Annotated in this window: 13 protein-coding genes; 4 read left to right on the top strand and 9 right to left on the bottom strand. The window is 73.2% G+C overall.

The window, feature by feature from the left end; translation table 11 throughout:
- Positions 1-39 precede the first annotated feature (39 nt).
- Positions 40-1,044 (bottom strand): hypothetical protein, encoded by a 1,005-nt coding sequence (locus ACFV04_RS06755; protein ID WP_380339405.1) that lies wholly within the window; start codon positions 1,042-1,044, stop codon positions 40-42.
- Between the two features lie 256 nt (positions 1,045-1,300).
- Here ACFV04_RS06755 and ACFV04_RS06750 point away from each other — a divergent pair, with 256 nt between their 5' ends.
- Both ACFV04_RS06750 and ACFV04_RS06745 read left to right on the top strand, forming a co-directional pair.
- Complete coding sequence (locus ACFV04_RS06750; protein ID WP_380527264.1) at positions 1,301-1,939, top strand: hypothetical protein; 639 nt, start codon at positions 1,301-1,303, stop codon at positions 1,937-1,939.
- 642 nt (positions 1,940-2,581) lie between these two features.
- Entirely contained in the window at positions 2,582-3,034 is a 453-nt protein-coding gene (locus tag ACFV04_RS06745) for a hypothetical protein (protein WP_380339408.1), read from the top strand.
- A gap of 74 nt (positions 3,035-3,108) precedes the next feature.
- On the opposite strand, the gene ACFV04_RS06740 is transcribed toward ACFV04_RS06745, so the two are convergent.
- The 5 genes from ACFV04_RS06740 to nfi all read right to left on the bottom strand — a co-directional run bounded on the left by ACFV04_RS06740 (position 3,109) and on the right by nfi (position 7,934).
- Positions 3,109-3,723 carry a DinB family protein gene (locus tag ACFV04_RS06740; RefSeq protein WP_380527262.1) on the bottom strand — a complete coding sequence of 205 codons (615 nt, stop codon included), beginning with the start codon at positions 3,721-3,723 and terminating at the stop codon, positions 3,109-3,111.
- Between the two features lie 125 nt (positions 3,724-3,848).
- The gene (gene mycP, locus ACFV04_RS06735) at positions 3,849-4,997 is read right to left on the bottom strand and encodes a type VII secretion-associated serine protease mycosin (protein WP_380527260.1); all 1,149 of its coding nucleotides are present in this window, start codon (positions 4,995-4,997) and stop codon (positions 3,849-3,851) included.
- Between the two features lie 202 nt (positions 4,998-5,199).
- A complete protein-coding gene (locus ACFV04_RS06730; protein WP_380527258.1) occupies positions 5,200-6,654 on the bottom strand; it encodes a hypothetical protein in 1,455 nt (484 codons plus the stop codon).
- Between the two features lie 38 nt (positions 6,655-6,692).
- Positions 6,693-7,139, bottom strand: a complete 447-nt coding sequence (locus ACFV04_RS06725; RefSeq protein ID WP_380527255.1) for a type VII secretion target — start codon at positions 7,137-7,139, stop codon at positions 6,693-6,695.
- A 93-nt stretch (positions 7,140-7,232) separates the two neighbouring features.
- Entirely contained in the window at positions 7,233-7,934 is a 702-nt protein-coding gene (gene nfi, locus ACFV04_RS06720; protein ID WP_380527253.1) for a deoxyribonuclease V, read from the bottom strand.
- 247 nt (positions 7,935-8,181) lie between these two features.
- Here nfi and ACFV04_RS06715 point away from each other — a divergent pair, with 247 nt between their 5' ends.
- Positions 8,182-8,532 (top strand): hypothetical protein, encoded by a 351-nt coding sequence (locus ACFV04_RS06715; RefSeq protein ID WP_380527251.1) that lies wholly within the window; start codon positions 8,182-8,184, stop codon positions 8,530-8,532.
- A gap of 36 nt (positions 8,533-8,568) precedes the next feature.
- Here ACFV04_RS06715 and ACFV04_RS06710 read toward each other — a convergent pair whose 3' ends face one another.
- The gene (locus ACFV04_RS06710) at positions 8,569-9,330 is read right to left on the bottom strand and encodes an RDD family protein (protein WP_380527249.1); all 762 of its coding nucleotides are present in this window, start codon (positions 9,328-9,330) and stop codon (positions 8,569-8,571) included.
- Between the two features lie 98 nt (positions 9,331-9,428).
- The gene (locus ACFV04_RS06705; RefSeq protein ID WP_380527247.1) at positions 9,429-11,156 is read right to left on the bottom strand and encodes an RDD family protein; all 1,728 of its coding nucleotides are present in this window, start codon (positions 11,154-11,156) and stop codon (positions 9,429-9,431) included.
- 619 nt (positions 11,157-11,775) lie between these two features.
- Here ACFV04_RS06705 and ACFV04_RS06700 point away from each other — a divergent pair.
- Complete coding sequence (locus ACFV04_RS06700) at positions 11,776-12,219, top strand: SsgA family sporulation/cell division regulator (protein ID WP_380527245.1); 444 nt, start codon at positions 11,776-11,778, stop codon at positions 12,217-12,219.
- Between the two features lie 137 nt (positions 12,220-12,356).
- On the opposite strand, the gene ACFV04_RS06695 is transcribed toward ACFV04_RS06700, so the two are convergent.
- Positions 12,357-13,757: a glycosyltransferase 87 family protein gene (locus ACFV04_RS06695; protein WP_380527243.1), complete on the bottom strand. Its 1,401-nt coding sequence runs from the start codon at positions 13,755-13,757 to the stop codon at positions 12,357-12,359.
- Between the last annotated feature and the right edge of the window lie 49 nt (positions 13,758-13,806).

Genomic DNA, 13,806 nt, shown 5'->3' with positions numbered 1-13,806 from the left:
TCCCCGCGCCCCCGGGGTCGTGCCGACGGCGCCGCCGGCTCAGACCACCAGCAGCTCCACCACGTCCGTGCCACCGGCCCGGTGGGCCTCGCGCAACTCGCCGCCCACCGCGTCCGGGTCGGCGGCCAGCCGGGCGCCGGAGACGTACACCACGCGGATGCCCAGGTACTCCATCCGGTGCTGGCCGCCGCGCACCCAGGCGGCCTCGCCCTCGCTGACGCAGCGCAGGTCCGAGTCCACCTCGACCGCGACGCCGCGCTCCGGCCAGTAGAGGTCCGGGACGGCGATGTACGTGCCGCCGCGCATCCGCAGCTCGGGGGCGTTCAGCGGGACGGGCAGCAACCACTCGTCCACCAGGTGACCGAGCCGCTCCAGCACCGAGTCCCGCTCGGCGGCGAGGAGTTCGTCCAGCGCGGCGCGCACCCGGGGTTCGTCGGTCAGCCCGGACTCGATCAGCTCGACGGCCAACTCCCGGACCGTGCAGCCGTCCTCGTGGCGCGAGACGGCCTCGCGCAGCACCTCGCGCACCGGCGCCGGGGCCTGCGGGTCCGCCGTCCACTCGCCGAGCGCGTCCGCGACCGCCCGGGCCACCGGCGCACAGGCCAGTCCGTGCACCGAGCGGGCCACCAACTCCCTTTCGGTGCGCCGGATCCGGACCTCGCCGACGTCCTTCAGCCGGCGCTGACGGGGCACCAGGACGTCCACCCCGGTCATCGCGGGAAGCCGCGGCACGGCCGCGAAGCCGTACAGCGCCAGGGCCGCCGCGCCGGTGATCACCGCGCCCTCGCGGCGGCCCTCCTCGCGGCCGTTCTGCTCGGCGTACAGCAGCGCGGCCCAGATCCGCTGCTCCGGGGTGGGCTCGGCGGGCTGCAGCAGGTAGACCCGCGGCAGCAGCCGCTGCCAGGGGCCTCCCCGACGGCAGTGCCCGGTGATGACGCGGGCCGGCACGCCCCGGGCGCGCAGCTGACTCGCGGTGACGACGTTCTGCTGACGCTTCGCCAGCTCCTCCAGTGACGGCGGCGGCGTGGGAATCCGGTAGCTCATGCGGACACCATCCCCAACCACCCCGACCCGTGACCGGGAGCCTGACGCACTGTTACGCAACCGTCGCGAAACCGGGATCAGCCCGCACTAAAGTCCTCATACCCTCACTCATTTGGAGTAATTGACGCCCATCCGGTTGTCACACTTGATCGAAAACGATCGCCGACCTGGTCGTCTGACCCAGAGTGATCAAAGGCATACGGCGAGGGACCCTCCAGGCGTCAATCCCACCCCGGAGATTGCCTAGGCTTACGTCATGTCACGTGACGAGACCGCCGGCCTCCGCGCGGCCCAGCTCCGCCTCGGCCGCCTGCCCGGATACGTCCGCCGCCCGGACCCCGCCCGCCGCAGCGGCGAGAAGGGCCATACGTACAAGAAGGGCTGGGAGGTCCGCTTCACCGCCCGCAGTGAAGCCGAGATAGCAGAGATCCGCGACCTGGTCGTCGCCGCCGGATTCGCCCCGGCCAGGCCGTTCTTCAAGGGCCACCAGCTCATCCAGCCGGTCTACGGCATGGCGGCCGTGCAGGCCTACCTGGCCGCTAGACAGGCGGCCGAGGAACACGCCGCCCGGACCGCGGTCGGCCGCCGCCGACGGCCCCCCGGCGGGCACGGCACCACCGGCGGGCACACCACCCCCGGACACGGCACCACCGGACACGGCACCGCCGGACACGGCACCACCGGCGGACACGCTCCGGCGGCGCACCCCGCCCAGGCGGCGCACCGGTGCGAGCGCGAGGAGGCCGCCGCCGGAGCGGCCGCAGCGGCTGCGGCAGCGGCAGCCACCGCCGCGCAGGCGGCCCGGCGCCGGGCCGTCGAGTCCTTCCCCACCCAGACCGAACGGGACACCGCCGCCGACCGGATCTCCCCGTCGGAGGCCCGCACGACCTCCTGACGGACGACCACCGACGGGTGACCGCACCGCCCGTCCGCACCGCCCCGGCCGCCGAGGCCAGCTTCAGGCCGCCGGGGCACCGACGAACCGCGCAGCCGCCCACCACAGGGCCGGACCACCCGCACCGGCACCGCCCCGCCGCCCGGGCCTCACCCTCGGCCCCACCCTCGGCCCACCCCGGCCCCGGCCCCTGATACGTCCATGCGTGTGGTTGTCCCGGCGCCCGTACCAGCGTCCGCGCCCCTCGACGCAGTGATCTTCGCTGTGATCGCGAGCACGGTTGCGCGGGTGGTTGTGCGGGCCCGGGTTCGCGCCGCGGGCGTGGACGTCAGCCGCCGCAGGGCCTACGGTGGCACATCAACTGCCTTGCAGTCACAGTCGTCCTACACCCTCTGACCAGCTGCGACGCGCTCGCACCTACGCCTCCCACGCCACTGCGCAGCACCACCCGCCGGCCCCGCGCCGGCACCCCGCCCGGCCGTTCCGCCGCCCTGCCGCACCCGGTCGCCACCGGAACCGGCCGGGCGGCGACGGGTTCCGGGCATTCCATCGGATTGGTCACCCAGCGCACCGAGGGCCTACCGTAGAGTGAGCACAGATGATCGACCGTCAGAAACCCATCTCCCTTTCCGAGAAGACGAGATGACCAACCGTCAAGCGACTTCTGCCGAGCCACCCCCGGGGCCCGGCGAGCCGGAGGACGTACCGCTGGAGTTCACCGCGTTCTGCGAACTCCACCGCCCCCGGTACCTCAGCTACGCCCGCGTGTGGCTGACCGAGCACAGCGACGCGGCCACCGCCGTCCAACAGGCGTTCGCCGAAATCGCGGTGCACTGGCGCGAGTTGATGGGAAGCTCCAACCCGACCGCGCACGCCTGGGAGATCCTGCGCGGCACCGTCGCCGAGCACACCCGGCTGGAACCGCCCGATCCGGGCCCGGACCCGGACCGCCGCCCGGCCGACGACGACCTGGCCATCCTGCACTACGTCGTCGGCCTGGCCGCCCCCGAAATCGCCGACGTCATCGGCACCGACGCCGCCAGCGTGGCCGGCCGACTGCGCCGCACCATGCTGCGCGAGGCCTCCGGCTGGTGACCTCGCGCCCCGCGCGCCCCTCCCGGACCACGCACACCCCGCGCGCGCCCCGACACCCTGCCCCGGAGGCGGTCTCAGACCCGCTCGCCCGTCACGTCGAACAAGTGGTGCACCGGGTCGTGGATCAGATACCGGGAGAACGACTCCACCGTGAACCGCGCCCCGTCACTGCGGCTCCCCGTCCGCCGCCACTGCTCGCCGGCCACCCGCTCGAACGCGGCCGCCAACGCCTCCGCGGCCTCCGCCAGCTCCCCCGCCACCACCCCCGGCACCTGCTCCCCGTAGCGCTCGGCGACAGCCGTCTCGTCCTGGTCCCAGTTCGGGAACAGCGGGTCGTCCCGGTCGAGCATGAGACCCAGCCGCACCAGGAACAACCGGAAGACGTCCCGGACGTGGCACGCGTACTCCAGGTCCGACCAGACCCCCGGCTCCGGCCGCCGACCCAGCCCGTCCCCGCCCCCCGCCAGCACCGCCAGCCAGCCCTCCGCGTTCGCCCGGACCATCCCGGCAACGTCCTCGCGCACCACCCGCGGCGTGTCCAACCCGCACTCGGGGCAAGGACGTTCGAGCACCCAGGTCCAGTCCTTGGTGTCCGGGACGACCTCCCCGGCAACGGGGCTCACGACATCCACAGGGCTCACGGCGTTCACGGGATCCACCGCGCTCGCGGCGCTCTCAGAAGTGCTCATGGGCCCAGCATGGCCGCCACCGCGGACGCCCCACCAGCAGCAGGAACGCCAGCCGCCGCCGAAATGCTGCCAGCCCCCGGCCCCCTACCCCGCCCCCGGCACGACACCGGACCGAGCAATCACCGCTACGACCCACCGTACGGAGGCTGCTGGAACGGCAGCTGCTGGAACGCCCCGGCAGCCGCCACCCGCCTCCGCCGCCGCGCCCGCACCACGAGGGCGACCACCACACCCACCACGAGCGCCACCCCACCGGCCGCCGCCCCCACGACGAGCCCCATCCCGTTCCCGCGGCTCCCCCCACCATCCGCCCCGGGCGCGACCGCCACGTCCGAAGCCCCATCCGTCGGATCATCCGCCGGCGGCGCCCCCCGCGACTCCGGCCGCTTCACCAACGGGTTCTCCCGCGACCCGTTGTCCACGGCCGGATTCGCCTCCAGTGCCTTCGCCGGCGCCAGGATCCCGTAGCCGTAATGGTTGTTGGGCACCACCGTCCCGTCGGCCGGCGGCGCGGCCGACTTGATCATCCGATTGATGACCTGCCCGGCGGAAAGAGCGGGGTACTTCGAGCGGATGAGCGCAGCGGTGGCGGAAACGTAGGCTGCAGCGTCCGAGGTCCCATTGGCGACTCCGTAGCCCGCCGAGGACTTCGCACTCGCTCGGTAGATCTCCGCTCCGGGCCCAGCCAGCGTAGTCTCAGGCCCGTACGTCGACTTCTCCCACAAACGCCCCTGCCGATTCACCGCTCCGACCGCCACCACGCCGGGAAACGCAGCCGGGTACTCGACAGATGCTGTCTCCTGCCCGCTGTTTCCAGTCGACGCGACGAGGACCACATCGTGGTCGACGGCGTATTTGACCGCCGTCCTGGTCTCCTGATCGGACCCCGAATACCCGCCGATCGACATGTTGACCACCGTGGCTCCGTGATCGACGGCGAACCGAATGCCATTCGCCAGGCCGATCTGCGCCACGGAACCGTCAGTGCTCCAACTCACCCGGATCGGGAGGATCTTGACCTTCGGTGCCAGTCCCATGATCCCGGCATCGTCCCCGTGGCCGTGGCCGGCGATGAGGCTCGCCATCCCGGTTCCGTGACCGTCCTTGTCGACCGTTCCGTCACTGCCCTCACCGGTGAAGTCGGCACCGGCAAGAACCTGACCTTCAAGGTCATGATGGTCCTTCATGACACCGCTGTCGATGACGGCGACCGTGACACCAGCCCCCTGCGACACCGGCCACAGCGTGCTGCCTGCGCCGTAGTCGGTCAGCACCCACTGCGCATCGCGGGTGCTGTCCGCGTGAGCGGGAGCGGCGCCGATCGCGGCAACCAGTCCCCCCGCCACCAGCGCAGTCGCCCCACGCCGAAGCTGCCAGTCTCCCAAGGCCGGTCACCCCACTCAGCACAGCGACAGCCCCGTGGTTCACGAACCACGGGGGCCTCGATCGGATCACCTGGTCTCCTGATGACCAGGGTCATTTCACCACGTCGGGATTGGCGGGCTCGTCCGACGCCCACGTCTCCTCGTCCTCCACCAGGTAGTCCGGCCGCCTACGGCCCTTCTCCCTGTCCGTGGCCCGTCCGTGAGCCCCGCCGACCGGAAACGCGGAGCCCGAGGTGGCACCGGAGGTAGCTGCCGACTCCCCCCGAAGCCGCCCGCGCTGCCCGAGTCCGGTGCCTCCCTCAGTGAAGGACCGCTTGCCGCCCGGCATCGCTTCGCCCGCAGGCGCCTTGCTTCCCGGCACCGCTCGCTCGCCCGTACCGACCACCGTGCCGCCTGCACGGCGGCTTCCGGGGCCTACCGCGCCGAGGTCGCCACCGTGGATTCCCTCCACCCCGCGCGCAGACCCGCCGCGCGATACTCCCGGACCGGTCGGCCGGTCACCTCGACCAGCAGCGCCTCCCTCGACGAACGCCTGCTTCGCTCGGCCGCTGTCGAAAAGCCCGAGTCCCGGCTCTCCCTTGCCCGGCTGGAGCCAGGTGGGGCCAGCGCCTGTTTGCGGCCCCGATCCGGCGGGGATCGGCGTGCCCGTCACCCCGGCCGGTGACGGTCCGGCCGCTGTCGGCTTCGAAACGGTGCTCACACCGTCGACGGTGGTTCCCGCACCGAAATTGACCGTTTCGGGCTTCCCTTGCGCCTTGGCTGTTCCACCCTTGATCCCGGGCTCCGATGGAATCTGCGCATTTCGTACGGCCGTCGACGAATTCGGCGCAACGCCACCGCCACCCCTGCTCACACTGCGGTTTCGTGGCTCCGTCGGGACATTCGTAGACCCACGGTAGGAGCCTCCTGCCGAGTTCAAGCCACCAACACTCATGCCGGTCATCACACCGCCCACTGCGGCGGCCGCACTCGGGTCTCCAGCAGTCTGGTCGGAGAAATCGTCCCGACCCCCGGGAATCCCCGGCGGCTTCTTGGGGTCGTAGGGCGGCGGAGCCTTCAGTGCCGGGGTCGCGATGCGGTAGTGCATGGCGAGGGTTTGCATGATGGCGGCGGCTTCGGCCTTCTTGCGGTCGGCGATGGGGATGTGTTCGTCGTCGCCGCTGCCGAAGAGGGCGGAGACGCCGTCGCTGACGTTGTCCTTGAACTCGTCCCAGTTGCCGGGTTCTTCGGGCATTTCGCGTTTGGCCTTGGCCATGGCGTCGGAGACGTTGTGGAGGATGTTGGCCGCGTCGTTGGCGTAGGCGGCGGCGTTGTTGATGCTGGCGGCCAGGTTGAGCATGCGGGTGTGGAAGGCGTCGCTGGTGCTGCCTTCCCAGGTGGTGGTGGCTTCGGTGCTGGCTTTGGTGAGGGTGAGGCGGATCTGTTTGAGGGTGTCGGAGGCGGTGCGCCAGGGGTCTCCGGCGGCCATGACCGCGCCGGGGTCGAGGGCTTGTGCCATGGCGCGGAGCTGGGCGTGGCTGTATTTGGTGAAGTCGGTGTAGACCACGGCCGGTTCGCCTCCGTTCGTGTCCGGGCGGGCGGTGGCTAGATGGTGGCGTTGCCGCGGTTGGAGGGGGTGAGGTTCTTCTCCTGCGCGGCCCGGCTGGTTGCGGAGGGCTGGTCGACGGACCAGCCGTCGCCGCCGAGTTTGAGTTTCTTCGCGGTGTGCTGGTCGTGTTCTTCGTAGTTGGTGGCGGTGAGGTCGGCTTTCCGCTGGGCTTCCTCGACGGCTTCCTGGAGTTGGTTGAGGAGGTCGCGGAGGGCGTCCCGCATGGTGCTGTAGCGGCCGTGGATCTCGGTGGCTTCGGCGAAGGTGCCGAAGGCGTTCTTGCCGACGCCGCTGCGGCCGTGGGTGCCGGTGCCGTCGGCGTGTTTCTGGAAGTCGGCGAGCAGGAGCCGCACTTGGCCGGCGAAGCTGCGGAGTTGTTCGATTTCGACGCGGTAGCCCTGTCCGGCTCCGCCGGTCGAGCCGGTGCCCGTGCCTGATCCCATGTCGGCGCCTCCCCCGTGCGTCCGTCCCTGGTCGTCGGGGCCGGGCCTCGGTGTCTCATGTCTAACACGCCGGGCACGAATCCCGGGGCTTGGTCAGTTCGTGGTCGTCCCGTTGTGCTGGGCTTGGCTGAGGGCGCGACGGCAGAGGGCGTCGGCGTGCCGGGTGGTCTCGGGGAGGCGGTACCGGCGGGCGAGGTCGAGGGTGGTGCTGACGGCGGTGTCGAGGCTGATCCGGTGGCCGACGGAGACGAAGACGGGTTTGACGCCGGGCCGGGTCCGCAGGGCGCGGCCGACCTCTTCGCCGGTGGCGGGGTCGGTGAGCGGGGTGGAGGAGCCGCGGGGTGCGTCGGGTTGGTGGTGGTCGAAGGTGAAGGGGGTCTTGGCGACGCCGAGGGTGCGCAGTCCGGTGAGGACGCCGAGGTGGCTGGCGAGGCCGAGGCGGCGGGGGTGGGCGAGGCCGTAGCCGTCGCAGACGACGGTGTCGGGGGTGCGGGTGAGGGCGGCGAGTGCGTCGAGGACGGCGGGGATCTCGCGGAAGGCGAGGAGTCCGGGGACGTAGGGGAAGGCGATGCGGCCGACGGCGGTGGCTTGTTCGACGACGTCGAGGGTGTCCCGGCGGAGGAGGACGGCTGCGGCGGCGACGAGGTCGTGCTCGTCGTCGTAGGCGACGTCCACGCCGGCGATGAGTTCGACCGGGGTGTCCTGGTCGTCGTGGGCCCGGACGAGCGGGCGCAGCCGTTCTTGTTCGGCGCGTGCTTGGGCTTCGGTGGTGGGCCAGTCGGCGGGCACGGGCACGGTCGGTTCCCCCGGGGTGTGGTGACGGGTGCCTGGTGGCGCCCGGTGGTGCTGGGTGGTGCGTGGTGTCGGCACGTACCGGTTCACCGTACAGACCGGGGCGGACGACCCCGGGGTGAGCCCGTGCGCCCCCTGTGCCCCCGGGCGGGGGGACTAGCCTGGAGGTGGTGAACTCCCTTGCCGGGTAGGACTTCTGGCACCGGCTTCATTCCCGCCCGTTTCCCCCGACGTGCGAAGGACCCCCGCCATGCCGCGTCCCTCCGCTGCCCAGTTCTGCCTCGGTTCGTTCACCGTCGTCGCCAGTACGGTGGCGCTGCTGGCTGTCTCGGGTGCCTCGGGCGTCCTGGCGGTCGCGGTGCTGGTGGTGTTCGCGCTGGTGCTCGGCACCACGGTGACGGTGCTCGCGCGGTCCGCCTCGGCCTCGTCCGCCGCTGCGGAGCCGAACCCGGCCGAGGGCGCCGCGTCCACCCCGGCCACCCCAGCCACCCCGGCGGACCCTGCCACCCCTGCAGACCCGGCCGCCCCGGCGACCCCGACCGCCCCGACCGCCCCGGCCACCCCGACCGCCGCCGAGCACGCGTACGCCCGGCAGCGCTGATCCGCCGCCGGGCGTGGACGCGTTCCGCGCCGCCGCTCAGAGCTTCGTGGTGACGACCACGGTCTTCGCGGCCTTGTCGTGGATGCACTGGCGGTACGGCTTGTCGAAGGCGCCGAAGAAGCCGTCGATGATCCACCAGAACGCGGCGCAGCAGAGCACGGCCGGGAGGATGAAGACGGCCGAGCGGGTCCAGGCGGCGGCCTGGGGCGGGGTGTTGCCGTCGATGAGCATGGCGACGCGGATGTCCATCGCCTTCTTGCCGAGGGTCTGGCCGTCCCGGCTGGTCATCAGGGCCTCGTAGACGAGCCAGATGAGGCAGGCGAGCCAGAACGCTTCGGCGGAGCCGGTGCGGTTGCCGAGGGTGACGAAGGGGGCCACGATGACGATCGCGACGGCCTGGACGAGCAGGTAGTCGATCAGCCGGGCGGTGATCCGCTTGGGCCAGGTGCCGATCGGGGGCATGCCGGGGACGGGTCCGGCGCCGGGGGTTCCGTACGCGCCGGGGCCGTAGCCGGTGCCGTAGCCGGGCGGGGGCTGGTCGTAGGGGTTCTGACCGCGGGCCGGTCCGCCGTACGGGCTCCCGCCGTAGGTGCCCTGGTACGCGCCGGGGCCCTCGGCTCCACCGCCGGCGGGGCCTTCGGGCGGGCTTTCCGGTGTGCCTCCGGCCGGGCTGTCGGACGGGGTCGGGCCCGGCGGCCGGCCTTCCGGCGTGCCGCCGCCCGGTTGCGGGGACTGCTTGTCGAAGGAGGGCTTGCCGCCCCCCTCCGGCTGGGGGCCCGAGGGGTCGTGGGTGCTCATGCCCCGAGTAGAACATCACACATTCTCAAGGTTCGGGATATTCCGCCCGTTTTGTCGCTGCGGCCGTGGAACGGGTTGGGGCCCCGGGACCCGTCGCCTCAGGCCCGCACCACCCGCGTCCGGGCGGCACGGTCCTGCCATCCGCGTCGGGCCGGGCGGTCGAAGACCGGCCAGACCAGACCTAGCAGCAGCACCGTGCCCGTCTGCCGGACGATCCACCGGAGCAGCGAGCGGCCGAGGCTCAGCCTGGTCCGGGCGGGGGCGGCGGCGTCGACCACGCGGATCCGGGTGAGCCGTTTGCCGAAGGTCTGGCCGGTCCGGGCGGTCGGCAGCACCTCGTAGAGCAGGCTCGCGAAGAGCAGGATGCCGATCAGCACGGCGATCTTCCCCAGCACCACGTCGTCCACCAGCCAGACCTGGACCTGACGGCGGGTAAGGGCGCTGGCCATCTTGGCCTGGTCGAGCTTCTCCTGGAGGTGGTCGGAGACCGAGCGGCCGAGCGGGATGCCGGCGGCGACGGCGACCACCAGCAGCACGGCGGTGTCGACCGTGCGGGCGGCGAGTCGGCGCCCCAGCCCGGCCGGTACGGCGGCGGGCGCGGCGGATCGACGCCGGGCGGCGCTCTGCCGGGCCGGTCGGGCCGGTCGCACGGCGGGCATCGGCGTGGTGCGGGCGGCCGCGGCGGACGCGACGGGCCGCCCGGACGTACCGGACGCGGCAGGCGCGCCGGTCGCACCTGCGGCACCGGAGGCAGCAGGCGCACCCCGGCCTTGCCCCGGAGGCGCCGGCGCGCCGACGCCCTGCTCCTCCGCTCCTTCGACCACCGGCACGACGACGGCCGGCACCACCACCGGCACCGCGCCCGAGGCCTCGACGGACGTCGCGAGGGCCTCCCGCACCGCCACGGCCACGGCGGGCGCGGCCGCACCGGTCGTCGACTCCCCGGCAACTGGAGCGCGTTCCTCATCCGCGCGCTCCTCATCCACCTCGGGCGCTCCCGGAAGCACCCCCCAGGAGACCCAACGCTGTGCGTCGCCCGTCCCCATCAGTCCCCGCTGCTCCCGCGGATGGGTCTGCCGGCCCGAGTCCCCGGGCAGCGACCCGGGCACGGCCTCGGCCGGCTCGGACACCGCACCGGCCACCGCACCGGCCGGCGGCCCGTCGACGCCGCCGACCGGGGCCCCCGCGCTCACCGGGATCCCCGCCCCCACTCCCGGGAGCACGGAAGCCCCGGGCCCTGCGAACGCCCCGGCACCGACGGCGTTCCCGGCCTCGGCAGCGGCCCCCACCGCCGGCCCGACCGTCCGGAACACCGGCCCGCCGATCACCTCCGCGACCCGCGGCCCGATCACGAAGGACGCCCCACCCGTGGTCTGGTCGAAGTACACCGGCCCGGTGTCACCCCCACCCGCGGGCGCCTCACGCTCCGGAGTCGTTCCGGCAGTCGGCACCGCCCCCGACGGCGGCACCTGCACCGGCGCGGCAGCGGCCACGGGTGTCTGCGCCGAAGCCCCCGGAACCCCGGCCGACGGAACCCCGGCCGACGGAACCACCCCCGCCGGGACCGGGCCCTCGGGAAGCCCGCTCTCCGGGACCGCCGGTGGCGGCACCGCCCGGGCCGGCGGCCCGCCCGGGGCGGGCCGCCGGGTCGCGTACCGGGGCGGTTCCAGCACCTCACCCGCGGCGGGCGCGGGCCGGCTGGTCCCGGGCACCCAGGCGGAGCCGCCCCAGTACCGGACGAAGCCGGGGATGGAGGGGTCGGGGTAGTAGCCCGGCTGGGGTGCGACGGCCGGGTCGCCGCCGCCGGCGAAGGGGCGGTCCGTCATGGGGGTCTTCTTTCCTGGCAGGTCCTGACGAGGGCAAGGAAGGACGAGGGAACCGGTGGTGCCGGGTGGAGCCTTGAACCAGTGGAGCCTTGAGCCGGTGGAGCCGGGTGAAGCCTTGAACCGGTGATGCCTTGAACCAGTGGAGCCGGGTGAAGCCTTGAACCGGTGGCACGCGCGGAACCGTCGGCGCCGAAGTGGCGCCGGGTGGAACCGTGCGTGGGGCCGGGTGGCGCCGGGGTGGATCCGGTGGATCGACGACGGCGGCGCGGAACCGGCCGCGCCGCGTCCGCCCGGGCGCACGAACCGGCGCGCGCCCGGCGTTCGGCGCACGTGGGGGCAGCGCCGATGGGCGGACAGTCGCCGGGTAGTCACAAAGGGTAGTACCTCGCCGGAGCCGCGACGGGAAGTTCACGAATCCCCGGACAGCGGAGGACGGCGCACGGTAAAGAACCAGGCGCACGATCGGCATCCGCACGCCGCGCGACCGCCCGTTCACCACCCCTCGCCGAACGTCCCGAAGAAATCCCGGAAACGTGTGTAAGAGCCGGTGCGGACCGCCCTCTCAAAGGTCACAGGGCCCGGAACCGGGCACACCCCCGAGGTGGAGAGGAAGACGATCATGGAACGCCCCGTCAGCGTCGTCGAACACGAGCTGGAGCTCAACCTGGTGCTCTCGCCGGAGCACAGCGTCCCCGTGCAGGCGCGGCTGTCCTACGGCAGCCACGACCCGTACGCGGTCTACATCACCTTCCACCTGGACACCGGCTCCCCGGTGACCTGGGTGTTCGCCCGCGAGCTGCTGGTCGAGGGCACCTTCCGCCCGTGCGGCCAGGGCGACGTGCGGATCTGGCCGACCCTCCCCCAGCCCTCGGCCGGGGGCAGCCGCTCGGGCCGGCGCAGCGTGCTCTGTCTGGCGCTGAGCTCGCCCGCCGGGGACGCGCTCCTGGAGGCGCCGCTGCCGGCCGTCGCGGCCTGGCTGGAGCGGGCGCACCGGCTGGTGCCGCCGGGCAGCGAGCTGGCCGCGCTGGACATGGACGGCTCGCTCGCCGAGCTGCTCGCCTAGGCGTGCGTCGCAGTGTGCATGGGCGTGCGTCGGAGTGTGCGCCGGTACGCACCCGCGCGAGGTGCGCCGGTACGCACCCGGGCGAGGTGCGCCGGTCCGTACCCGGGCGAGGTGGCAGGAGCGGCGCCCCCGCCGGCTCAGCGGGCCGCGGGGGCCTGCTGACGGCCGCGGGCGGCGTCCGGTCCGCCGCCGTCGCGCTGCACGGGCAGCCGGACCAGCGGCGCGCCGGCGGAGCGGCGGCGCGCCCTCGTCCGGATCGCGGCGGCGAGCAGGAAGCAGAGCCCGACCCACGGGTAGACCGAGGTCGGCAGCTGGCGCCACGGTGACATGTGGAGGACCGCCGGGCCGAGCGGCTTCGCCGCCCACATGGCGAAGGACAGGAAGGCGACCAGCGTGGCCCAGAAGACGGCCCGCCAGCGCAGTCGGCGGACGTCGGCCGGGCGGGCGTGTTCGACGGAGGCCTCGGCGGCGAGCAGGACGAGCAGCGGCACGCACCAGACCCAGTGGTGGGTCCAGCTGATCGGCGAGATCAGCACCGCGGTGACGGCCGCGCAGCAGACGCCCCAGGCCTCGGCCCGGGGCAGCCAGCGGCCGCTGCGGGCGGCCCAGGCGGCGACGGCGAGGCCGGCCAGCGCGACCAGGCCGGCTCCGAGGGTGGCGACGGTGCCGGGGTCGGCGGTGTGCAGCAGGCGGGCGAAGGCGCCGCGCAGCGACTGGTTGTCGACGATCTGGGTCTTGCCGACCCGGGAGGAGTCGTAGAGGTACTTGGTCCAGAAGCCCCAGGTGGCGTCGGGCAGGACGAGGGCGCCGAGCAGGAAGGTGCCGAGGAAGGTGAGGCCGGCCACGAAGGCGGCCCGGACCCGGCCGGTGATCAGCAGGTAGACGGCGAACAGGCCGGGGGTGAGCTTGATGCCGGCGGCGATGCCGATCGCCACGCCCTTGCTGCGGCGTCCGTCGGGACGCGTGAGGTCCCAGAGGATCAGGCAGGCGAGCGCGAGGTTGATCTGGCCGTAGCGGAGCGTGGTGAAGACGGGTTCGAGCCAGACGCCGAGGCCGGTCACCAGGATCACGCCGATCGGCCGCAGTTCGCGGCGCGGCCAGCCGACCAGCTTGAACGACAGGTGGGTGAGCAGGGCGAGCAGCCCGAGGTTGCCGAGAGTGATCGCGACCCGGAGGAAGGGGACCGGGAACCAGGTGGTCGGGACGAACAGCATCGCCGCGAAGGGCGGGTAGGTCGCCGGCAGGTTCCACTCGGTGACGCGCAGGCCGTACAGGTCGTCACCGTTGGCGACGGCGGCGCCCTCGGCCCGGTAGACGATCATGTCCACCATCGAGGTGTGGACGAAGTGGCGCACCACTGCGTACACGACCAGGGAGAGCAGCGCCAGCGCGGAGGCGGCCAGCAGCGGACGGCGGGGGGCCTCGCGCAGGGCCCGGGCGGGAGCGGCGAGCACTCGGCGCAGCCGGTCCGACAGGGGCTCGGGCGAGGGGTCGGGTGCGGTTCGCACCGGGCTGCGCTCGTCTTGCACCGCTGTCACTGTCCACTCCGTCCACCGCTCGGCCAACCAGCGACGATACCGGATGCCA

The organism is Kitasatospora sp. NPDC059599, assembly GCF_042735125.1.
In the GTDB taxonomy this organism is placed as follows: domain Bacteria; phylum Actinomycetota; class Actinomycetes; order Streptomycetales; family Streptomycetaceae; genus Kitasatospora.
The sequence above is the reverse complement of the archived record's forward strand: the minus strand, read 5'-3'. Positions and strand labels throughout refer to the sequence as shown.

Bases quoted from the DNA above. Each gene is read 5' to 3' on its own strand.
- ACFV04_RS06755 (WP_380339405.1), bottom strand. From the start codon at position 1,044: ATGAGCTACCGGATTCCCACGCCGCCGCCGTCACTGGAGGAGCTGGCG.
- ACFV04_RS06750 (WP_380527264.1), top strand. From the start codon at position 1,301: ATGTCACGTGACGAGACCGCCGGCCTCCGCGCGGCCCAGCTCCGCCTC.
- ACFV04_RS06745 (WP_380339408.1), top strand. From the start codon at position 2,582: ATGACCAACCGTCAAGCGACTTCTGCCGAGCCACCCCCGGGGCCCGGC.
- ACFV04_RS06740 (WP_380527262.1), bottom strand. From the start codon at position 3,723: ATGAGCACTTCTGAGAGCGCCGCGAGCGCGGTGGATCCCGTGAACGCC.
- ACFV04_RS06725 (WP_380527255.1), bottom strand. From the start codon at position 7,139: ATGGGATCAGGCACGGGCACCGGCTCGACCGGCGGAGCCGGACAGGGC.
- ACFV04_RS06715 (WP_380527251.1), top strand. From the start codon at position 8,182: ATGCCGCGTCCCTCCGCTGCCCAGTTCTGCCTCGGTTCGTTCACCGTC.
- ACFV04_RS06710 (WP_380527249.1), bottom strand. From the start codon at position 9,330: ATGAGCACCCACGACCCCTCGGGCCCCCAGCCGGAGGGGGGCGGCAAG.
- ACFV04_RS06705 (WP_380527247.1), bottom strand. From the start codon at position 11,156: ATGACGGACCGCCCCTTCGCCGGCGGCGGCGACCCGGCCGTCGCACCC.
- ACFV04_RS06700 (WP_380527245.1), top strand. From the start codon at position 11,776: ATGGAACGCCCCGTCAGCGTCGTCGAACACGAGCTGGAGCTCAACCTG.